General features: G+C 64.0%; 17 protein-coding genes. 9 read left to right on the top strand and 8 right to left on the bottom strand.

Annotated features, from left to right (window positions below):
- Positions 1–324 precede the first annotated feature (324 nt).
- On the bottom strand, positions 325–573 hold the full coding sequence (locus tag ACQR07_RS05855; RefSeq protein ID WP_434870447.1) for a hypothetical protein: 249 nt from the start codon (positions 571–573) through the stop codon (positions 325–327).
- A gap of 279 nt (positions 574–852) precedes the next feature.
- Between ACQR07_RS05855 and ACQR07_RS05850 the strand changes: the two genes are divergently transcribed.
- The gene (locus tag ACQR07_RS05850) at positions 853–2010 is read left to right on the top strand and encodes an OpgC domain-containing protein (protein WP_434901385.1); all 1158 of its coding nucleotides are present in this window, start codon (positions 853–855) and stop codon (positions 2008–2010) included.
- Between the two features lie 12 nt (positions 2011–2022).
- On the opposite strand, the gene ACQR07_RS05845 is transcribed toward ACQR07_RS05850, so the two are convergent.
- On the bottom strand, positions 2023–2283 hold the full coding sequence (locus tag ACQR07_RS05845) for a hypothetical protein (RefSeq protein WP_434870446.1): 261 nt from the start codon (positions 2281–2283) through the stop codon (positions 2023–2025).
- A gap of 222 nt (positions 2284–2505) precedes the next feature.
- Between ACQR07_RS05845 and rocF the strand changes: the two genes are divergently transcribed.
- Positions 2506–3471 carry an arginase gene (rocF, locus tag ACQR07_RS05840; RefSeq protein WP_434901384.1) on the top strand — a complete coding sequence of 322 codons (966 nt, stop codon included), beginning with the start codon at positions 2506–2508 and terminating at the stop codon, positions 3469–3471.
- 93 nt (positions 3472–3564) lie between these two features.
- Here the strand turns inward: rocF and ACQR07_RS05835 are convergent, their stop codons facing one another.
- Complete coding sequence (locus ACQR07_RS05835; protein ID WP_434901759.1) at positions 3565–5196, bottom strand: NAD-dependent malic enzyme; 1632 nt, start codon at positions 5194–5196, stop codon at positions 3565–3567.
- A gap of 196 nt (positions 5197–5392) precedes the next feature.
- Positions 5393–6697, bottom strand: coding sequence for an NRAMP family divalent metal transporter (locus tag ACQR07_RS05830; RefSeq protein ID WP_434901383.1), 1305 nt, complete (start codon positions 6695–6697; stop codon positions 5393–5395).
- A 129-nt stretch (positions 6698–6826) separates the two neighbouring features.
- Here ACQR07_RS05830 and ACQR07_RS05825 point away from each other — a divergent pair, with 129 nt between their 5' ends.
- Together ACQR07_RS05825 and ACQR07_RS05820 are read left to right on the top strand one after the other, a co-directional pair.
- The gene (locus tag ACQR07_RS05825; RefSeq protein WP_434901382.1) at positions 6827–10726 is read left to right on the top strand and encodes an ATP-binding protein; all 3900 of its coding nucleotides are present in this window, start codon (positions 6827–6829) and stop codon (positions 10724–10726) included.
- Positions 10727–10825: 99 nt separating this feature from the next.
- Complete coding sequence (locus ACQR07_RS05820; protein WP_434901381.1) at positions 10826–11782, top strand: hypothetical protein; 957 nt, start codon at positions 10826–10828, stop codon at positions 11780–11782.
- Positions 11783–11810: 28 nt separating this feature from the next.
- Here ACQR07_RS05820 and ACQR07_RS05815 read toward each other — a convergent pair whose 3' ends face one another.
- On the bottom strand, positions 11811–11996 hold the full coding sequence (locus ACQR07_RS05815) for a hypothetical protein (protein WP_434870379.1): 186 nt from the start codon (positions 11994–11996) through the stop codon (positions 11811–11813).
- 663 nt (positions 11997–12659) lie between these two features.
- On the opposite strand from ACQR07_RS05815, the gene ACQR07_RS05810 reads away from it, so the two are divergent.
- The 3 genes from ACQR07_RS05810 to ACQR07_RS05800 all read left to right on the top strand — a co-directional run bounded on the left by ACQR07_RS05810 (position 12660) and on the right by ACQR07_RS05800 (position 14771).
- A complete protein-coding gene (locus ACQR07_RS05810) occupies positions 12660–12875 on the top strand; it encodes a hypothetical protein (protein ID WP_434901779.1) in 216 nt (71 codons plus the stop codon).
- An 18-nt stretch (positions 12876–12893) separates the two neighbouring features.
- Complete coding sequence (locus ACQR07_RS05805) at positions 12894–13340, top strand: GNAT family N-acetyltransferase (RefSeq protein WP_434901380.1); 447 nt, start codon at positions 12894–12896, stop codon at positions 13338–13340.
- A 168-nt stretch (positions 13341–13508) separates the two neighbouring features.
- Positions 13509–14771 carry a CaiB/BaiF CoA transferase family protein gene (locus tag ACQR07_RS05800; RefSeq protein ID WP_434901379.1) on the top strand — a complete coding sequence of 421 codons (1263 nt, stop codon included), beginning with the start codon at positions 13509–13511 and terminating at the stop codon, positions 14769–14771.
- A gap of 63 nt (positions 14772–14834) precedes the next feature.
- Here the strand turns inward: ACQR07_RS05800 and ACQR07_RS05795 are convergent, their stop codons facing one another.
- Complete coding sequence (locus tag ACQR07_RS05795) at positions 14835–15563, bottom strand: CBS domain-containing protein (protein WP_434901378.1); 729 nt, start codon at positions 15561–15563, stop codon at positions 14835–14837.
- A gap of 160 nt (positions 15564–15723) precedes the next feature.
- On the opposite strand from ACQR07_RS05795, the gene ACQR07_RS05790 reads away from it, so the two are divergent.
- Both ACQR07_RS05790 and ACQR07_RS05785 read left to right on the top strand, forming a co-directional pair.
- Complete coding sequence (locus ACQR07_RS05790) at positions 15724–16086, top strand: hypothetical protein (protein WP_434901377.1); 363 nt, start codon at positions 15724–15726, stop codon at positions 16084–16086.
- 140 nt (positions 16087–16226) lie between these two features.
- Positions 16227–17996, top strand: coding sequence for a PHA/PHB synthase family protein (locus ACQR07_RS05785; protein WP_434901758.1), 1770 nt, complete (start codon positions 16227–16229; stop codon positions 17994–17996).
- Between the two features lie 41 nt (positions 17997–18037).
- On the opposite strand, the gene ACQR07_RS05780 is transcribed toward ACQR07_RS05785, so the two are convergent.
- Both ACQR07_RS05780 and ACQR07_RS05775 read right to left on the bottom strand, forming a co-directional pair.
- On the bottom strand, positions 18038–19582 hold the full coding sequence (locus tag ACQR07_RS05780; RefSeq protein ID WP_434901376.1) for an AAA family ATPase: 1545 nt from the start codon (positions 19580–19582) through the stop codon (positions 18038–18040).
- Positions 19583–19606: 24 nt separating this feature from the next.
- Entirely contained in the window at positions 19607–20596 is a 990-nt protein-coding gene (locus ACQR07_RS05775; RefSeq protein WP_434901375.1) for a zinc-dependent alcohol dehydrogenase family protein, read from the bottom strand.
- Between the last annotated feature and the right edge of the window lie 13 nt (positions 20597–20609).

Raw genomic sequence — 20609 nt, 5'->3', positions numbered from 1 at the left:
GGCGAGGCGGCGGCCGTCGTCAGTTCCTGGGCAGCGTAGGACATGTCCGACCCCCTCTGTCGCTCAGCATCTCTCCCGTCCACCTGTTGACGAGGTGCAGGCGACCGCATGAAGGACATGCGACGGCTTCGTACGAATAGGCGTCGTCGGCCACCAGCGGCCCGACCACGCCGATCTGCACGTTTGACCCCGTCTGGGAGCAGCGAAATACGAGAGTTTCCATCTGATAAGTATGACAAATCCCGGCGCGGGCGCCTTGATCTGTCTCAACAGGTGGAAAGCCGGGACCTGATGGTGGCGCCGGAGCGCCAACCCGGGAGTGCGTCAGGTCAATCCATGCGACGTCGCCTTGGACATGCTCATCCGCTCGGCGACATTGGCCGCGGGGACGGAACCGGACTGCGCTGCGCGCAGCGCGGCATCGATCTTCGATTTCACGCGCCGTGCGGCAAGGGCGGCTAGCCTGGTCTGAGTCCGACCGGTCTTGACCTGATCGCCGAACTCGTACCGCCATTCCCAAATGTCCGGTTCAGCAGTCGCGACGACCGTATATTGGACACCTCGGTGGATCACGGAACCCCCCTTTAACTCTTCCACTCCAAGTCAACGTCTAACCATCGTACAATCAATCCGGGTAACTACGGGACTGGAACAATTGACAGCCGTACGAAGGTGAATTGGTTAACACCCAAACACGGGAAATGTTCCGAGGAGCGTCACGTTTCGTGTGCACGTTTTACGTGCACACACGCACGACGTGAACGGTAAGAGCAGCAGGTTCCAGGCGATAACCAGGTCGGACAGCGCAGCAGGAATCTGCAACAACGTTTCTGATCCTCGACGGGGCCCAAATTGACAGCGGATGATCGAAAGCCTGCGAATGCTGATGGCGTGGGAGTTGGAACCCGCGATGGAAAACGCGACTTGCGCATCGATGCGTGCCGGGGGCTCGCGCTGTGGTTCATCTTCGTGGATCATGTTCCGGACAATTCGCTCGCCTGGCTGACACTGCGCAACTACGGCTTCAGCGACACCTCGGAAGTGTTCGTCTTCATCTCCGGCTACACGTGCATGCTTGCCTATGGCGGAGGCTTGCCGGAGCGGGGGTGGGCCACCACTATCGTGCGCGCGATGCGCCGCGCATGGGAAATCTATGCGGCCTTTCTGGTGCTCCTGCTCGCCTACGCGGCATTGGTGTGGGTCATCGGAGAGGGAACGCGATTCATCGACGAGACCAACACCGGGTTCTTCTTTCGCGAGCCCGGTCCCACGCTCTTGCATGTCGCGATGCTGCAATTCGCGCCGGTCAATACCGACATTCTGCTCACGTTTGCGATCCTCCACATCTGCTTCCCCATCGTGCTGTGGATGATGATGAGTAGTCCGACCGTGACGCTGTCGGCATCGTTCGTACTGTACATGATGGTGCAGCTGTTCAGCTGGCAGGTGCCGGCATGGCCGAGCGGCGAACTCTACTTCAATCCGTTTGCCTGGCAGTTCCTGTTCGTGATCGGCGCCTGGTACGCCTATGTCGGCTCGGCAAGGCTGCGCCCCTTGCTGGACTCACGGGCGCTGCTGATCCTGGCTCTCGCCTTTCTGGCGTTCGGTCTGTTCATGGCCCTGAGCTGGGAGTTCAAGTCGTTGGAAAGCCTGATTCCCTCCGGCGTCATGGGCATGATCTATCCAATCTACAAGAGCCACCTGGCGCCGGTGCGACTGCTGCATTTCCTGTCGCTCGCCTTCGTCGTGTCGCGACTGGTGCCGCTCGAGTGGCACGGTCGGATCAGGCCCGTGATGGCTGCGATGATCAGGTGCGGGGAAAATTCGCTGTCGATGTACTGTCTCGGCGTGCTGCTGGCGTTCATCGGGCAGGTCGTCCTGACGGACGTCTCCAGCGGCTTCGCCATGCAGGTGCTGGTCAGCGCCGCCGGGATCCTCCTCATGGTCATCGCTGCGACGCTGCTGACGTGGGAATCCAAGCTCGACCGGCGCGGGCCGCGGCTATTCTGATCGAGCGCGAAGTCAGCGCCGCCGCGCCACCGCAACACCGAACAGGAATGCCACGAACAGGCTCGCCAGCGGCGCCTCGCGCGTGATGGCGCTCAGGGTCGACAGGGCAGTGCCCGGGCGCCGCGCGTCTCGTGCGACCTCGCTCAGCCGGTCAACGGCTGCACTGAGCGTGCCCATCACCTCGCCAAGAGAGCGGGACACGTCGGTCGCGGTGTCGAGTGCGCGCTCGGCCACGCCCGGCTGCGGAGGAGTTTCGAACGTTTCGCTGCTCACTTTGGTTGCCTTCTCGACGCTCATCGGCCGGGTTGAGAGACTGTCATCGGTCCGATCGGGGGGGTGGACACGGTCGTCCGTCGCGATCCAGAAATGCGGGCTGAGGTGATTGGTTCCGTCTATTCCTGACGTCTCTTGAAACCGGTGGATCGAGCGGGAAACCGGCATCGGCCGCACACGCGGGCGAGCTAAGCTCCTTCTGCCCAATGAAAGGACCAGACCGTGGCCCCTGCAGACAACGCCTCGCCTCACCGCATCGCCATCCTCGGCGCCCCGATCGATCTCGGCGCGTCCGTGCGGGGTACGCTGATGGGACCGGCCGCACTGCGAACGGCGGGCCTCGTGACGCTGCTGGAGAGCCTCGGGCTCGAGGTCACCGACTATGGCGATCTCGGCATCAGCGACATGGCGGACCTCGACGACGAGCCGCCGACCCGGGCGAAGCACTACCGTCAGATCCAGCGCTGGTCCCGGGTGCTGGCGCGCCGGAGCCATCAGCTGGCGCAGACCGGCGCGATCCCGGTATTTCTGGGCGGAGATCATTCACTGTCGATGGGTTCCGTGAACGGCGTCGCACGGCATTGGCACGAGCAGGGACGCGACCTGTTCGTGCTCTGGCTCGATGCCCATGCGGACTACAACACGCCCGAGACGACGCTGACGGCGAACATGCACGGCATGTCGGCGGCGTTTCTCTGTGGTGAGCCAGGCCTCGACGGGCTGCTCGGTGACGAGATGCGGGCGAGCCTTCCGCCGGAGCAGCTCGAGCTGTTCGGCATCCGCTCGATCGACAGGGCGGAGAAGGAGCTGTTGCGTCTGCGGCGCATCAGCATAGCGGACATGCGGGCGATCGACGAGTTCGGCGTCGGGGTGCTGATGCGGCGGATTCTCGACAAGGTCCGCGCACGCAACGGAGTCCTGCATGTCAGCTTCGACGTCGACTTTCTCGATCCCGAGGTCGCGCCGGGCGTCGGCACCACCGTCCCGGGCGGAGCGACCTATCGCGAGGCGCATCTCATCATGGAGCTGCTGCACGATTCCGGCCTGGTCCGCTCGGTCGACATCGTCGAGCTCAATCCCTTCCTCGACGAGCGTGGCAAGACGGCGCGGGTCGCGGTCGAACTGATCGGCAGCCTGTTCGGCCAGCAGATCACCGACCGGCCGACGCCGAGCAATGCGATCGCCTGAGCAACAACGCTCGAAAAGGCGCAGTCCATAGGAGCCTCGGCGAAGCGGAGCGGATGCCCTGCCATCGCCTGCAGGACATCCGCCGCGTCGGGCTCAGTAACGCGCGTCGTACATCTGGGACTCGACGAAGCCGAGCAGGTCGTTCGGCGCGGGCCCCGAGGCGAGCCCATTCTGATAGGCGACCCCTGCGACCGCCGCGCCGATCAGCGCGGACACTTCGCGGATGCGCGGGAGCGCGGGATACAGGCTGCCCTGCTCGAGATCGGCGCCGGTGACGCAATTTGCGAGCGTGTGGGCCGCGGCCATGAACATCTCGTCCGTCACGAGCCGCGCACCGCTGGCGATTGCGCCGAGCCCGACGCCCGGGAAGATGTAGGAGTTGTTGCCCTGGCGCGGCACGAAGGTCTTGCCTTCGAGCTTGACCGGATCATACGGGCTGCCGCAGGCGAACAAGGCGCGTCCCTGGGTGTAGCGATAGGCGGCCTCCGCCGAACACTCCGCCTTGGACGTCGGGTTCGACAGTGCGAAGATGATCGGGCGCTCGTTGAGCTCGGCCATCGTCTGCAGCACGTCGGGAGTGAAGGCACCTCCGACCGCCGCCACGCCGATGATCGCGGTCGGCTTGAGCGTCTTGATCGCGGTCAGGAAGTCTCCGATCGGCGACTGCTCATGCGCATAGCGCAGCTTGTGGCCGTGCAGATTCTCGCGGCCCTTGATGACGAGCCCGCGCGAGTCCGTCAGCCAGTTGCGCCGCAGCGCCTCGGCTTCGGACAGGCCTTCCGCCATCATGGCCGAGACGACGAGATCGGCGATGCCGGTGGCGGCCTCGCCGGCGCCGAGGAACAGCACCCGCTGGTCGCGAAGCTTGCCGCCGGTGATACGCAGCGCCGAGAACAGGCCCGCCAGCGCCACGGCCGCCGTGCCCTGGATGTCGTCGTTGAAGACGCAGGTGTCGTCCCGATATTTGTGCAGCAGCTTGAAGGCGGCGTGGTTCGCAAAGTCCTCGAACTGGATCAGCACACCCGGAAAGGCCGCGCGCGCCGCCGTCATGAACTCGTCGACGAACTCGTCATAGGCCGCGCCCGTGATGCGCTTCTGGCGCAACCCGATGTAGTAGGGGTCCTGGAGGAACTCCTCGTTGTTGGTCCCGACATCCAGCATCACCGGCAGGCACTGCTCCGGATGAATGCCGGCGCAAGCCGAGTAGAGCGAGAGCTTGCCGACGGGAATGCCCATGCCGTTGGCACCGAGATCGCCAAGGCCGAGGATGCGCTCGCCATCGGTGACCACGATGAGCTTCGCCCGATACGGCCAGTTGGCCAGGATCTCCGCGATCCGGCCGCGATCATTGGCGGAGATGAACAGGCCGCGCGGCCGCTGGAAGATCAGCCCGTATTTCTGACAGGCGAGACCGACGGTCGGTGTGTAGATCAGAGGCTGGATCTCGTCGATGTTGTCGCACACCACCCGGAAAAACAGCGCTTCGTTGCGATCGTGCAGCGCATTGAGCGCCACGTACTTCTCGAGATCGCCGGGGAGGCTGCGCAGGTTGACGAGAATCCGCTCCGCCTGCGCCTGCATCGACATCACGCCCGCAGGAAGAAAGCCGCGCAGACCGAGCGCATCGCGCTCCTGCTCGGTGAACCCGGTCCCCTTGTTCAACAGTGGATCACGGAGCAGCGCAAGTCCGCGCGGGGAGTAGGTGGGGAGCGTCGGTGCGCTCATACGTTGCGGTTGGGTCAAGGCGGCAGTCTCCGAGGTCCTTTTCGAGCCTCGCCATGCCGGAGCCGGTCTGCGTTGATCGGCGTCAATTGGGGCAGCGTGGCGGGACCGGTCTGTTACCACACTTTCCGCGCCGCATTGCACCAATGACGTTGTGCAACTGCGTTGGATGTACGCGAATCGACGTTGTGGTTGGAGGCTAGGCGCGCCCTGTGACGAACGACCACAGCAGCGCCAGGACGGCCACCGCCATGACCGCGGTGCCGACCCAACCCAGGGCGATCAGCCAGGAGCGGGCGCGGAAACGGCCCATCAGTTCGGCGTTCGATACGATCACCATCATCATCGCCATGATCGGGACCGCGACGATGCCGTTGCGCACGGCGCTCCACACCAGCATGTGGATCGAATCGATGCCGGTGAAGCCGAGGCCGAAGCCGATGAGGGTGGCTGCAGCGATGATGCTGTAGAAGCCGACGGCCTCGTCGGGCTTGGCTTCCAACGTCGCATGCCAGCCGAAGATCTCGGCAACGCCATAGGCGGCGGAGCCCGCCAGCACGGGAATGGCCAGCATGCCGGTACCGATGATGCCGAGGGCAAACAGCAGGAAGGTGAAGTCCCCTGCGAGCGGACGCAGCGCGTCGGCCGCCTGCGCCGCCGAATCGATATGCGTGACGCCATTGGCGTGCAGAACGGTGGCCGTCGTCAGGATGATGAAGAAGGCGATCGCGTTCGAGAAGATCATGCCGATCGTCGTGTCGATCCTCATCCGCCGCAGCTCCGGATGAGTCTTCTTCGACAGCTCGCGGAGCGGACGGTCCACCTTGCCCTGGTTCATCTCCTCGACCTCCTGGGAGGCCTGCCAGAAGAACAGATAGGGACTGATCGTGGTGCCCAGCACGGCGACCACCGTCAGCAGGTAATCCGGATCGGTGGACGGAGACGGCCAGACCGCCGCCAGCAGCGCGGTGCCCCAGGGCACTTTGACCATCAGCGCCGTGGCCACGTAGGCGAACAGCGACAGCGTGAGCACCTTGATGACCGGCGCGTAGCGTCGGTAGGGCAGGAACACCTGCAGCAGCGTGGACGCCGCCGCGAAGATCAGCGCGTGTTCGTGGTTGAGCCCGCCGATCACCAACGACAGCGACTCCGCCATCGCGGCGATGTCGGCCGCGATGTTGAACGTATTGGCGCCGACGAGCAGGGCCACGAGGACGAGAACGATCCAACGCGGCGCCAGCGAGGTGATGTTGGCGGCCAGTCCCTTGCCGGTGACGCGGCCGATCCGCGCGCTGACGAGCTGGATGGCGATCATGAACGGGGTGGTGAGAAACACCGTCCACAGCAGCCCGTAGCCGAACTGCGCGCCGGCCTGAGAGTAGGTCGCGATGCCCGATGGGTCGTCATCGGCGGCGCCGGTCACCAGACCCGGGCCGAGTAGCCTGAATACGCTCCAGGTGGATCGCTTCGGCTTGTTCGGCTCGGACGCAACGATCATGGTCATGTCAGAACTTCCCCGGGAGCGCAGTGCATGTCTCTCGAAGTCGCACGGCCTCTTTTTGTTCCCGCTGTGGGAACCGGAGGTGAGGACCTGCGTTTGCAAGCTTCGGTGCATCAGGGAGTGGGGGCAGGCTTGCCGGATCAACGGCGATCAACCGAGGATCAGGGACACGGCTCGGCCGAACGCGAAAGGCTGTTTTCCGGCGGCAGCGAGCTCGCCGGACTGATGCTGCAGTTCAACTGGGGTGGCACCTCGATCGGGCCGCCGGAGCGTTGGCCGCAGAGCCTGAAGACGGCCGTCAGGATCATGCTGACCTCGCAGCAGCCGATCTGGATCGGCTGGGGAAAAGAGCTCATCTACCTCTACAACGACGCCTACAAACCGATCATCGGCGGCAAGCATCCCTGGGCGCTCGGACGTCCGACCTCCGTCGTCTGGCACGAGATTTGGGAGGACATCGGTCCGCTGCTGGCCAAGGCGAGCGGCGGCGACCAGGGCACCTATGTCGAGGCGCAGCTCCTGATCATGGAGCGCAACGGGTTTCCCGAGGAGACGTACTACACGTTCTCCTATAGCCCGATTCCGGACGATGACGGCTCTCCAGGTGGCATCTTCTGCGCCAACACCGATGACACGCAGCGCGTCATCAGCGAGCGCCAACTGTCGCTGCTGCGTGAGCTCGCCAATGCGGCAGCTGAGGCCCGTAGCCTCGACCAGGCCTGCGCGCGCTGTGCCCAAGCCCTGGCCCAGGAGCCGCGCGATCTTCCGTTCGTGATGATCTACATGAGCCACGAGAATGGCGCCAATGCGCAGCTCGCCGCACTCACTGGCATCGACGAGACTCATCCCGCGGTACAGCACCGCCTGCCGATCGGGCCGGAGGCGACCTGGCCGCTCGCTGAAGCGCTGCGGCTGCAGGCGCCGGTCGTGGTGCGCGATCTTCGCCAGACGTTCGGCGTGGACTTCCCGAGTGGCGGCTGGCGACAGCCGCCACAACAGGCGGTGGTGATTCCGATTGTCATGTCCGGCGAGACCGGCGACAGCGGCTTCGTGATTGCCGGGCTGAATCCGTTCCGCCTTTACGATGAGAGCTACGCCCGCTTCCTGAGCCTCGTGGCTGGCCAGATCGCCGCTGCCGCCAGCAATGGCACCGCGTACGAGGCGGAACGGCGACGCGCCGAGGCGCTGGCGGAAATCGATCGCGCCAAGACGACGTTCTTCTCGAACATCAGTCATGAGTTTCGCACGCCGCTGACGTTGATGTTGAGCCCGCTCGAAGACATGCTCGCGCGTTCGGATGCCCAGCTCGGCGCGGCCGAGCAGGCCGAGCTCAACGTCATCCATCGCAACGGCATCCGTCTCCTGAAGCTGGTGAACACGCTGCTTGATTTTTCCAGGATCGAGGCCGGTCGCATGACCGCGAGCTTCGAGCCGGTCGATCTCGTGGCCCTGACGTCCGAGCTCGTGTCCAATTTCAGGTCCGCGACCGACCGCGCCGGGCTGCGCCTTGCCATCGATGCGGAGCCTCTTCCCGAGCCCGTGCATGTCGATCGCGACATGTGGGAGAAGATCGTTCTCAACCTCGTCTCCAACGCCTTCAAGTTCACCTTCGAGGGCGAAATCGCCGTTACCGTCGGATTGGCCGCGGACGGGCAGCATGCAGAGATCGCGGTTCGTGACACCGGCACCGGCATTCCGCCCGATGAGCTGCCGCATCTGTTCGAGCGTTTTCGTCGGGTCGAGGGGGCGCGGGGCCGCTCCTACGAGGGCAGCGGCATCGGCCTTGCGCTGGTCCAGGAGCTGGTGAAGCTGCATGGCGGCGAGATCATCGCCGAAAGCGAGCTTGGACGCGGCTCCGTCTTCACGGTGCGAATGCCGCTCGGCACGGCGCATCTGCCGCAGCGGCAGCTCGGGTCGTCGCGGACGCAGGTCACGACCAACATGCGGGCGCAAGCCTATCTCGACGAGGCTCTGGGCTGGCTGAACGGAGGCCGGCCGCCCGAGCTGCCGAATGCGTCGTCGCCCGACGATCTGGGACTGCGGACCCTGATCGCGGCCGGTCGGGACCGGGTGGTGCTCGCGGACGACAATCCGGACATGCGCGACTACGTGCGTCGCCTGCTCGGTCAGGACTACGAGGTGGAGGCGGTCGCCGATGGCTCGGCGGCCCTGGACGCCGTGCGCCGCCGCCGCCCTGATCTTGTCCTGACCGACGTGATGATGCCGGAGCTGGACGGGTTCGGGCTGCTGCGGACCCTGCGCAGCGATCCGCAGCTACGTGACATCCCGGTGGTGATGTTGTCCGCGCGGGCTGGCGAGGAGGCAAAGGTCGAGGGGCTCGACGCCGGCGCCAACGACTACCTCAGCAAGCCGTTCAGCGCGCGCGAGCTGCTCGCGCGTGTCCGGGTCAACATCGATCTCGCGCGGGTGCGGCGTGAGGCCGAGACCACGTTGCGCGAGCTCAACGAGCGGCTCGAGCTCCAGGTCTCCGAGCGCACCGCAGAGCTGCAGGCCAAGGAGGCGCGGCTTCGAACGGTGTTCGAGGCGAGCTATACGTTCCAGGCGCTGCTGTCCAGCGATGGCGCGCTGCTCGATGCCAATGCGACGTCGCTCGAGGCCATCGCCGCGCCGTTGAACGAGGTCGCCGGGCAGCCGTTCTGGGAGACGCCCTGGTTCACGGGCACGCCGGGCATGCCCGACGTGATCCGCTCGCTGGTGGAGATCGTCGCGCAAGGTGACGTGGCGCGCCGGGAAATTCAGCTCGACCTGCCGGTCGGGGGCTTGCGCTGGTTCGACTTCCAGATGCGCCCCGTGCGTGACGAGAACGGCCAGGTCGCGGCGATCGTCCCCGAGGCGATCGAGCTGACGGAGCGGCGCCAGGCTGAGGAGGCGTTCCGGCAGGCGCAGAAGATGGAGGCGATCGGCCAGCTCACGGGCGGGGTCGCGCACGACTTCAACAATCTCCTGACCGTGATCCGATCCTCGGCGGACCTGCTGCGCCGGCGTCAATTGCCGCCGGAGCGCATGCGCCGCTACGTGGATGCCATTTCCGATACGGCGGACCGGGCTGCCAAGCTGACGGGACAGCTGCTGGCGTTCGCCCGCCGCACGCCGATGGAGCGGCAGGTGTTCGATGTGGCGAGACATGTCGAGCAGATCGCGGAGATGCTGCAGACCGTGCTCGGCGCACCGGCCGTGATCGAGCTCGACCTGCGCGCCCGGCCGCTGCCGGTGGACGCCGACGTCAATCAGTTCGATACCGCACTGGTGAACCTCGTCGCAAATGCGCGGGACGCGATGAGTGGCCGCGGCGTACTGACCATTCGCGGTGACCTCGTGCGGCAGGATGGGCCGACCGGACAGGTGCAATTCGTCTCGATCGCCGTCAGCGACACCGGCTGTGGCATTCCTCCGGAGCAGCTCGGCCGGATCTTCGAGCCGTTCTTCACGACCAAGGGAGTCGGCCGCGGCACCGGCTTGGGCTTGTCGCAGGTCTATGGCTTCGTGCATCAGTCGGGTGGCCAGGTGCTGGCCGACAGCGAGGTCGGCCGGGGAACGACGCTGACCTTGCTGCTGCCGCTCACCGGCAAGCCGCTCGGGCCGCATGAGCGGACGGAGCGCAGTCCGGACCTGCTCGCTGCGCGATGGAACGTGCTGGTCGTCGAGGACAACCCGGAGATCGGCGAGTTTTCGACGCAGCTGCTCGAGGACCTCGGCTACAGGACCGCGCTGGCGCGTAGTGGTCACGACGCGCTGCGCATGATCGAGGCCAATCCGGCGGGGTTCGATCTCGTGCTCAGCGACGTCGTGATGCCCGGCATGGATGGCGTCACGCTCGGTCTGGAGATTCGCCGGCGGCTGCCCTCGATTCCGATCGTGCTCAACAGCGGCTACAGCGACATCCTGGCCGACGGCGATCGCCATGGGTTCAGCCTGATCCACAAGCCCTACTCGGTCGACGAGCTGTCGCGCGTGCTGCGTCAGGTCATGGCCGCGCGCCCTGTGGGTCCGGAACAGGCCCCCACCGGATAACCGTCCGTTCGGCTGTGCCCTGCAAGCCGTGCAAGAGTCCTCACCGGCTCTTGAAGCGGCGCCTCGACCCGGCATAATTCATCCGCTGGGGGACGTCAGATGGCGGTTGAGCAATGGTTGCGGGGGCGTGCGCGGACGTTGCGGCTGGTGTTCGCCGTGATGGCTTGCGCGGCGATGGTCGCGAGCGGCCGCGCGCTAGCAAAGGACGCGAAAGGCGCACCAGACGACGAAGCGGACGATGCATCATCGGACGCGCCCAACGTCTACATCGATTTTCGCACGAACTATGCCTACGTGCCCGGCGGCGGGCTGTCGACGGGCCTCGGTGAGAGTTCCCTGTTCGGCACCCTGTCGCAGATCGCGACGTTGCGGAAGCTGCTCGACCGGCCGCCGCTCCCCGGACTGCCGCAGCTGTCGGCGCCGACCAACCAGGGCGTCGGGGTCGATGTCCCGCTCACCTTCGATCTCGGCGACTCGCTGTCGCTCTACGGCGGCTTCACCGGCAGCGCATCCTACAACGGTCTGTCCGGCTGGTCGGACGTCGCCGTCACGAGCTGGTTTCTCGGTTTTCAGGCCGACGTCTATCAGCAGAATGGCGGCGCGCTTCCGACCGTCACGCTGCAGTCGACCGTGACGCGCGCGGTGCCGTCCTCGCCGCTCGCGACCACCTCGTTCAACACCGTCGTCGAGGCGAAGTACGCGCTCGACCCGGACGAAACGCGGGGCTGGCTCGCCGGCGTCCAGTACACGCATATCGACGTCGACGCCTCGCTGGCACGGGTCGGCGACACCACGGCCGGCTATGTCGGCGGCTTCTATCAGTGGGACAACAACTGGAAGGTCTCGGCGCGGGTCGGGCTCCAGTCGTTCGGCGGCGCGCAGCTGCTCGCGATCACGCCGATCGCATCCTATACCCAGCCGCTGATCCGGTTCGATCTTGATCGCATGGACGATGACGACAACCGGCTGTTCGGCGTCACGGCGCAGATTGCCTGGGCGCCCAAGCCGGTCTATCAGCTCACGGTGAGGACGCCGCTCTACGCGATCAAGAACTGACCGGCGCGGCACTGGGCATGTTCTCGGCTCAGCGCATGCTGACGAACTTGCCCCACAGGCCGGCGAGCACCGCGCTCGTCATCATGTAGTGCGGCTTGTCGCAGAACAGGCTGCCATAGTGGCAGACATCGCTGCCGACGGAGCCGAGCTGATGCTGCCCGGCGGCGTAAAACAGCGCGGACAGGACAGCAAGAGCGATCGCGACGACATACATCGATACATCTCCTTCTGCTGTTGGCCCGACGGGCAGTTCGCGATGCGCTCACGCTTCGCTAGCTCACCGCGCTTGACACGTCGGGCAAATCAGGTGCATTTTGCCACCATCGAAAAAATCATAGAGCCCGCGCCGGACATCCGGCAGCGGGCTTTTTGTTTGCGAGGGGCCGAAACCCGCTGTGCGGTTACTGAAACCGTAAGGTTCAATCGCCGGCTTTCGATCAAATTTGACACGTCGGGCAAATCACCGGCATAGTGTCATTGTCTGATTTTCAGAAATAACTGGCGGTGAGCCCGAAGGCGTCTGCCCTCGCAAGCTTCGCCGTAACCTGCTTGCTTCGCCGCGCGCAACGCGCTGTTACGACAACATTGACGGCGGTTCCTAACGGGCTGTCCTGGTCGATCAGGCACGCAAGAACGCGACTGAAGTTGGAGATATTGGCCGGCCGGCGCGAACCGGCCGGTCCGCGGGCGTGGCGACCGTCGCTGCGCCTGCTGCGGCCCCTCGTGAGCAGAGGGATAGGGTTCGCGCCCGAAACGATCGCGCTCCGGCTGCGATCTGCCGCGCTTTTTTGCACGCAGGGGAGACGACGATGACCGCCTATTTGATCGTGCTCGCCCTGATAGGTCTCGTGATGATCGCAGCCGCCGATGCGATCTCGTGACGACCTCCATCACCCTAGACATCAGCAATCCCCGGGAACGGCCCATGTCGAAAACCATCACCGAGCTGCGTGCCGATTTTCAGCATTTGCGGCGCTGGCGCAAGAGCGTGGAACAAGCCCAGAGCTATACATTCAAGGCCGTGATCACGGTGATTGCGACCGGTCTCGTCGGAGCGATCTGGCTCGGCGTCAAAGTCGTGCTCGGCAGGTAGACCATGCCAAGCCGGGACTTGCAACGGAAACGCTGCTTCCGCATCAGGGAGGTCGATGCGTGCGAGCCGGATGTCCTCGAAACCCTGAAGGACCTTCATGAGCGCTCGTTTCTCGGTCATGCGCCGCTGCCGAATTTCGAGGTCGGACAGTGGTGGACGACGACGGAGATGGGGCGGCCGATTGCCTTTGCCGGCATGATCCCATCGATCATGGGCATCGGAGTGGGATATCTCTCGAGAGTAGGCGTCGTTCCCGACGTGCGTGGCAGCGGTCTGCAGCGCCGAATGATGCGGGCGATCGAGCGGCGCGCGCGACGATCCGGACTTTGCTGCATCGTGTCCGACACCACGGGCAATGTCGCCTCGGCGAACAACTTCATCCGCTGCGGATATGTGTTGTTCCAGCCGGCGCAGCCCTGGGCGTGGCCGACCTCGCTGTACTGGCGCAAGCTGATCCAGCCGTAATCGCGCGATCCGGGCCGTTTGCACTGCAGCAGGCGCGGAAATTCGGCGGGCTTTTTTCGCGGGCATGATTGAGCTAACGATAGGGGATTCGGCGCCGCTGCAAAGCACTCCGGATCACGAAGGAGCGATCGCTCGCGACGATCGACGTAAAGGGGAAGGACGTTCCGGATGCCGGCTGAGGTCGCGCTGCCAGACCGCGGACCACGGGCGGCCGATGCGCCGGCCGCCTTGTCCGGTCTTCTGGTCATCGATTTTACGCGCGTCGTCGCCGGGCCGGCCTGCACGCAGACGTTGGCGGATTTCGGCGCCGACGTGATCAAGATCGAACAGCCCGGCAAGGGCGACGATACCCGCGCATACGAGCATGCCGAACGCGGCGGCGAGAGCGCGGCCTTCCTGAGTCTGAACCGCAACAAGCAGGGGATGGTGCTGGATCTCGCCGTTCCCCAGGCCAGAGAGGTCGCGCGGGCGCTGATCGCGAAGGCCGATGTGGTGGTCGAGAACTTCTCCTCGTCGGTGATGGAGAAGTTTGGTCTGGACTATCAGAGTGTCGCCGCCACCAATCCTGGGCTGATCTACTGCTCGATCTCGGCCTATGGCCGGACGGGACCGTTCGCATGGCGATCGGGCTTCGATCCGATCACGCAGGCAGAAAGCGGGTTCATGTCGCTCAATGGTTTCGCTGATGGGCCGCCGGTGCGGACAGGTCCGCCCATCGTCGACCTCGCAACCGGCATGTCCGCTTGCAACGCCATCCTGTTGGCGCTCGCCGCCAGGCATCGGCTCGGTCGTGGGCAGCACGTCGAAGTGGCCCTGTTCGACGTGGCGCTGGCCATGACTGGCTTCTTCGGAACGGCTTATCTGATGAACGGGGTGAACCCGACCCGGACCGGGAATTCCCCCAACGACTCGCCGACAGTCGGCGTGTTCGAAGCTGCGGACGGGCCGCTCTATGTCGCCTGTGCCAACGACCGGCTCTATCACCGGCTGGTGACGGAGGTGTTTGCTCGTCCGGATCTTCTGATCGATGCCCGCTTTGCCACGCGCAAGGCGCGATGGACCAACCGTGCCAAGCTGCGCGCGATGATCGCCGAGATTTTTGCAGCTGAACCGATGGACGTCTGGATCAGCCGAATGAATCAGGCCGGCGTTCCCGTCGGTCGCGTTCGGACGGTCGAGCAGGCCTTCAATGCCCCAGAGGTCCGCGCGCGCGACCGCATTTGTCGCCTTCCGCACCCGACGGCGACCTCGATCCCCAACATCGAGCCGGCGATCTCCATGCAATTGACGCCAACGGTCGAGCCGAGCGCTGCGCCGCGCCTGGGTGAGCATACGTTCGCCGTCCTGCGCGACAAATTAGGATACACCGAGCAAGCGATCGATACCCTGCGCCAAGCCGGCGTCTTTGGCAAAAGCGCAGGCTCGGCATGAACCTTGTCGGCACATCCGTCGTGACGGGCGCCGAATCGGACGCCGCGCCGCTCGCAACCGGCCTCAGCTGGCTTTCGCCATGTCGTCGTCCTCGGGCGAGTTCAAGTACATGCCGGACATGGTGTCGACCCAGCACAGATGATCATGAACCTTCTTGACGCCCGATACATTCTCGGCGGCGACCACCGCAGCCTGCCTTGATCGCTCTTCGGTGATGACGCCACTCAGATGAACGATGCCGTCTTTCACGATGACCGAGAGGCCGAACGGGCACCAGTCGGCCTTCTCCAGACTATCGATGACGCGATTGCGGATGTGGTCGTCGTCGGCGGTCGGATCCGGAACCTGCCGGCCGAGGCTGGCCACGGCCTGCAAGAGATTGGCGCGTGACACGATCCCCACCACCTGATCGCCCTTCACCACCGGCAATCGTTTGACGTGGTTCTTCTCCATCAGCTCTACGATTTCCGCCAAGGCGGCGTCTTCCGTGATCGTCAGGGGCGCCTTCGTCATCACTTCCGACACTCTGCGTCCGTGCTCGTGAACGAAGTCGGCAGCTGATTTGCCGGGCCCGAGAATGAAGCGGAGCCAGCGTCCGCGCTGCCGGCCCGTGCCGATTTCGGTCCGGCGGATGAAGTCTCCTTCCGATACGACGCCAACGAGCTTGCCGTTCGCCTCCACCACGGGAAGGCCGCTGACATGCCGTTGAAGCATGATGTTGGCCGCGTCGACGATGGACGTATCCGGAGTGACGGTGATGACGGGGCGAGTCATGATCTGATGGGCGCGCATGGCGTACTCCAATGTCAGGGCTTATTTAAAGATAATCCGTCGTCGCGGTCGTAAATTGACGCAGGTCAAAAGGGCGCCTGCCTTGTCATTGATGCAGCTCAAGGTTCCCGCCTGAGGTGGTGGTATGTAACATCTCCAAATCAGCGAGAGGAGGGGTGCCATGTCCGAGCTCTCCGGGGCAAAGGCTCTAGCCGCCGAAACGGCCGAACTGTCGGAACGTGTTGCGCTGTCCAACAAGCATGCGCTCGAGTTGCTGGTCGGTTCTCAGCAGATCATTCTGGAGGAGATCTTGTTCGCCAGCAACGAGGCGCTGGATCGCGTTCGAACGGAAACTCATCTTCTCGCGGAATTCACATCCAAGCTGGCCGGTGTGCATTCCGTCAAGGGAATCCAGACGATGGCCGAAGAATGCGGGCGGCATCAGATTGACTTTGTCAGGCGGGATTGCGACCGGCTTTTCAAGCATGGTCAGCGCCTCATTGAGGCGAGCGTAAATCTCGTGGGGCAACGGTGGCGAAACTGAAGAACGCAGGTGGTGCGCGGCCGGCTCGGCGCAGCCGCGACGCCAAGAAGGACGTTGTCGTCAACGATGTTGTCGTCCAAGGCGGCGACGCGATTTCCAAAGATGAGATGCCTCCGTCGAAGATGCCGGATCAGCTCGCGATGCCCGAAGCGAGGCCGATTTCGCTAGACGCGGGCACCGATGGCCGCGAATTCAGCCGTGAGGATCATGAGCTGGACAAGGCATTCAGCGCGGTTCTGGCGCGGATGACCGGCGGAATCTCGCCGGCGGCGCTGTCGATGGCGTATCTCGATTGGGCATGTCATCTGGCGGCTGCGCCGCAGCGTCAAATCGATGTTGCGCACCAGGCATTTCAGGCCTTGAGGAAGATCGCTGAGCGTTCAGTGCATTTTGCCGATCCGAACCGTCAACCATGGGACCTGATCAAGCCCCAGCCGACGGATCGCCGCTTTTCAAAGCCGCAATGGGCCACGCAGCCGTTCAACCTGTTCGCCCAGGCTTTCCTGCTCGGGGAAGATTGGTGGCACAAGGCGACCACCGGCGTGCGCGGCGTCGACCCTGCCAACGAGGCCGTCGTCGACTTTTCCATTCGTCAGCTGCTCGACACGTTCGCGCCGTCGAACTTCGCGGCGACCAACCCTGAGGTGATCGAAAAGTCGCTTCGGAGCGGCGGGGAAAATCTCGTTTTCGGCTGGCAGAACTGGCTCAGCGACCTCATGCAGGTTTTGCAGCCCGGCGGATCCTCGCGCGGCACGCCGGACTTCGTCGTCGGAGAGACGGTCGCCACCGCGCCCGGCAAGATCGTGTTTCGCAACAAATTGATCGAACTGATCCAGTACGCGCCGACGACGGAGATGGTGCGGCCCGAACCCGTCCTGATCGTGCCGGCCTGGATCATGAAGTACTACATCCTGGATCTGTCGCCGCACAATTCGCTGGTTAAGCACCTTACGGATCAGGGGTTCACGGTTTTCATGATCTCCTGGCGGAATCCAGGAGCGGAAGATCGCAACCTCGCGTTCGACGATTATCGCTCGTTTGGCGTCATGTCCGCCTTGGACGTTATCGGGAGGATCGTGCCGAATGTGCCGATCCATGCTGCGGGCTATTGCCTTGGAGGGACGCTTCTGTCGATTACGGCGGCCGCCATGGCGCGGGACGGGGATGATCGTCTGAAGACGATCACGCTGTTCGCGGCTCAGACCGATTTCACGGAAGCTGGCGAGCTGACGCTCTTCATCAACGAAAGCCAGGTTGCGTTCCTTGAAGACATGATGTGGGAGCGAGGCTATCTCGACACCACTCAGATGGCTGGAGCATTTCAGCTGTTGCGCTCCAACGACCTGATCTGGTCGCGGGTTTCGCGCGACTATCTGCTCGGCGAGCGAGCGAATCCGAGCGACCTGATGGCCTGGAACGCAGACGCGACCCGCCTGCCATATCGGATGCATTCGGAATACCTGCGTAAGCTGTTCTTGAACAATGATCTTGCCGAGGGCCGCTATCAGGTCGAGGGCAAGCCGGTGGCTCTGTCGGACATTCACACGCCAATGTTCGTGGTCGGGACGGTGCGCGACCACGTCGCGCCCTGGCGGTCGACCTACAAGATCCACTACGAGGTCGATGCGGACGTGACATTCGTGCTGGCGAGCGGCGGGCATAATGCGGGCATCGTGGCTCCGCCGGATGAGCCCGGACATTCACATCAGGTGCGGACCAAGGCCGCCGATGCGCCATATCTCGGGCCGGACGAGTGGCAGAAGACCTCCCCTCGGATCGACGAATCGTGGTGGCCGACCTGGTTCAGCTGGCTAGGCCAGCATTCAGGAGTGCCGGGCCAGCCGCCGCAGGTCGGAATCGAGGGCTCGACCGACCTTGGCTGCGCGCCGGGAGACTATGTGCACACGTGAAAGCGCGCCGCCGCCGCTCTCGCGATTTCACCCATCGGAGTTCAATTTCGCAGCCCGAGCAAGGCTAGGCTCCGACGCAAAGTCTGTTCTGGGCTCCCCGAGGCGTCGACTTGCAGCCAATCCAGGGCGCCGAGGTCGTAGCCTTCCTGCCCCTCGGCGACGGTGGTTGTCGCATCGGAGGCGTCGTTGACCCGATGGTGGATCCGCTCCTTCCGGATGCGCAGGTCTGCGACGAGAAAGAGCCCGGAGAACGGAACGTTCAATCGCTTCGCGAGCGCCTGGATATCGGTTCGCTCGTTCTGCTTCGCAAACACGGCGTCGACGATGACCGTGACCCCTTGGGCCAGTAAGCGGGCAGCCCGGTTCATCAACTCGCGATAAACCTCCGCGCTCGCCTCAGCCGTATAGGCCGCTTTCGGTAGGCGATCGGTTTGCGCGACGCCAGCCAATTGCTTGCGCAGAACGTCGCTGCGCAGAACGATTGCGCCGGGCGGCGGTATCGTCAGTGGCGCAAGCGCCCGTGCCAAAGCGGACTTCCCGGTTCCCGAGAGGCCGCCAATCGCGATCATCAGTGGTGGCGCCGGTGAAATCAGCCTGCGCGCCAAATGAAAGTATCTGTTGGCGGTATCGAATATTTCGGAGCGATCGGCTTCAGAGTGATCAGCTTGGTCGCGGTCGAGTTTCGCCAGAAAAACCTGGGCCCGGATGGCTGCGCGAATGGCCATGAAAAGCGGCAATGCGGCCAGGCCCTCCATCTCGTCAGGCGATGAAACGAAGACATAGGAGTTCAGAAGCTGATTGGCCGCGGCAGACTGCTCAAAATGAAGCAGGTCCATCAGCGGAAAAGCGAGGTCATAGAGGACGTCGATGATGGCGATCCGGTCGTCGAATTCGATGGCATCGAACAGTACCGGCTTGTCGTCGACCATGACGATGTTTGCCAAATGGAGATCGCCATGGCAGCGCCGGACGTACCCCGCGTCAGCACGTTGCTGAAGCAGCGGTTTCAGCCGTGCGAGGGTTGAACGGCAAGCAAGTTCGAGCTCATCGATTTCCGTCACGTCAAATCGGCGGCTGGCTCTGAAGCTCGTGATGAACGCGTCAATCCACCGCGGGATTGAATCGATCCACGTGCTGGACGCAAATCGAATCGCGAGCTGGTGTGACGTGGCGATGGTGTCGGCCAGCAACGACGCCGTGTCGGCGCTGATCTGATGGTCTCTTGCTAGATGATCAAGCGTCTGACTGTCATCGAAGCGACGCATCTCAACGGCATACTCAATAGCTGTGCCGGTCCCATCGATAGCGAGCTTTCCGTCCGAGGTCTTGGTGATTGCAGCTACTCTACGGTAGATATCCGGCGCAAACGGACGATTGATCTCGATCTCCTTCGTGCACGCCGCCTTTCGCAGCGAGAGCGTCGAATAGTCGAGAAAGGGCAACCGAATCGCCCGCTTGATCTTCAGCGCGCGGTCGCCGAGCAGGAAAACGGACGCGGCGTGCGTGTCGATGCGGCGAACCCCGGGATGAAGGTTCGTATCGCTCAAGAACGAGAACACGAGGTCCTGATCGGATGGAGACACCATGGGCGCTGTTGCGCTCCGAATCGTTCAATTGTCTGGGACGAGGACGGCCGCTCCGAGTATGTCACCCGCGCGCAAGCGAGCAAGAACGGCGTTCGCATCGGAGAGCGGATAAGCGGTCGTATGAGGCCGGATTTGAGCCTCCCGGGCAACGCGCAGGAAGTCGAGGCCATCCTGCCTCGTCAGGTTGGCAACGGACATCACATGGCGCTCTCCCCAGAGAAGAGAATATGGAAAACTGGGGATGTCGCTCATGTGGATGCCCGCGCACACGACCCGCCCGCCCTTGCGAACGGCCCGAAGCGCCGCTGGAACGAGCTCGCCGGCAGCGGCATAGATGATGGCTGCATCGAGAGCTACGTCAGGCAGATGGTCTGATCCGCCGGCCCATGTGGCGCCCAGCTGCTGGGCAAGAGCCTGTGCCTCAAGGTCCCCGTTTCGGGTGAAGGCATAGATCTGCCGCCCTTGCCGGCGGGCGACCTGGGCAACGATGTGACCGGCTGCGCCGAAGCCATAAATGCCAAGCCGTTGTGCTTCGCCCGTCATGACCAGGGATCTCCAGCCGATCAGGCCGGCACACAGCAACGGCGCGGCGGTCACGTCATCGATCGGGCCCTCGAGCGGAAATGCGTAGCGCGCATCCGCGATCGCGTAGGTCGCATAGCCGCCGTGGCGCGTGTAACCGGTAAACGTAGGCTCGTCGCACAGATTCTCCATGCCATGCTGGCAGAACGTGCAGTGCCCGCAGGTGTGGCCCAGCCAGGGAATGCCGACCCGGTCGCCCAGCCTGTGTGTCGTCACGGCAAGTCCGATTCGATCGATGTGGCCGACGATCTCGTGTCCGGGAATGATGGGGTAGGGGATGTCGGGAAGCTCGCCATCGCACAGATGCAGATCGGTACGGCACACACCGCATGCGCTGACCCTGACGCGAATCTCGGCAGGACCCGGCTCGGGGTCCGCGAGATGGCTGGACTGGAGGGGGGTGCCCGGCTTTTGCAGCACCATCGCGCGCATGACGAGCCTCCTT

Source organism: Bradyrhizobium sp. HKCCYLS20291, assembly GCF_051167715.1.
Taxonomy (GTDB): Bacteria; Pseudomonadota; Alphaproteobacteria; order Rhizobiales; family Xanthobacteraceae; genus Bradyrhizobium.
Note: the sequence above shows the minus strand (reverse complement) of the source record. Positions and strands in the feature narration are given on the sequence as shown.

Bases quoted from the DNA above. Each gene is read 5' to 3' on its own strand.
- ACQR07_RS05815 (WP_434870379.1), bottom strand. From the start codon at position 11,996: ATGTATGTCGTCGCGATCGCTCTTGCTGTCCTGTCCGCGCTGTTTTAC.
- ACQR07_RS05785 (WP_434901758.1), top strand. From the start codon at position 16,227: ATGCCCGAAGCGAGGCCGATTTCGCTAGACGCGGGCACCGATGGCCGC.
- ACQR07_RS05800 (WP_434901379.1), top strand. From the start codon at position 13,509: ATGCCGGCTGAGGTCGCGCTGCCAGACCGCGGACCACGGGCGGCCGAT.
- ACQR07_RS05780 (WP_434901376.1), bottom strand. From the start codon at position 19,582: ATGGTGTCTCCATCCGATCAGGACCTCGTGTTCTCGTTCTTGAGCGAT.
- ACQR07_RS05835 (WP_434901759.1), bottom strand. From the start codon at position 5,196: ATGAGCGCACCGACGCTCCCCACCTACTCCCCGCGCGGACTTGCGCTG.
- ACQR07_RS05830 (WP_434901383.1), bottom strand. From the start codon at position 6,697: ATGACCATGATCGTTGCGTCCGAGCCGAACAAGCCGAAGCGATCCACC.
- ACQR07_RS05775 (WP_434901375.1), bottom strand. From the start codon at position 20,596: ATGCGCGCGATGGTGCTGCAAAAGCCGGGCACCCCCCTCCAGTCCAGC.
- ACQR07_RS05795 (WP_434901378.1), bottom strand. From the start codon at position 15,563: ATGCGCGCCCATCAGATCATGACTCGCCCCGTCATCACCGTCACTCCG.
- ACQR07_RS05820 (WP_434901381.1), top strand. From the start codon at position 10,826: ATGGCGGTTGAGCAATGGTTGCGGGGGCGTGCGCGGACGTTGCGGCTG.
- ACQR07_RS05790 (WP_434901377.1), top strand. From the start codon at position 15,724: ATGTCCGAGCTCTCCGGGGCAAAGGCTCTAGCCGCCGAAACGGCCGAA.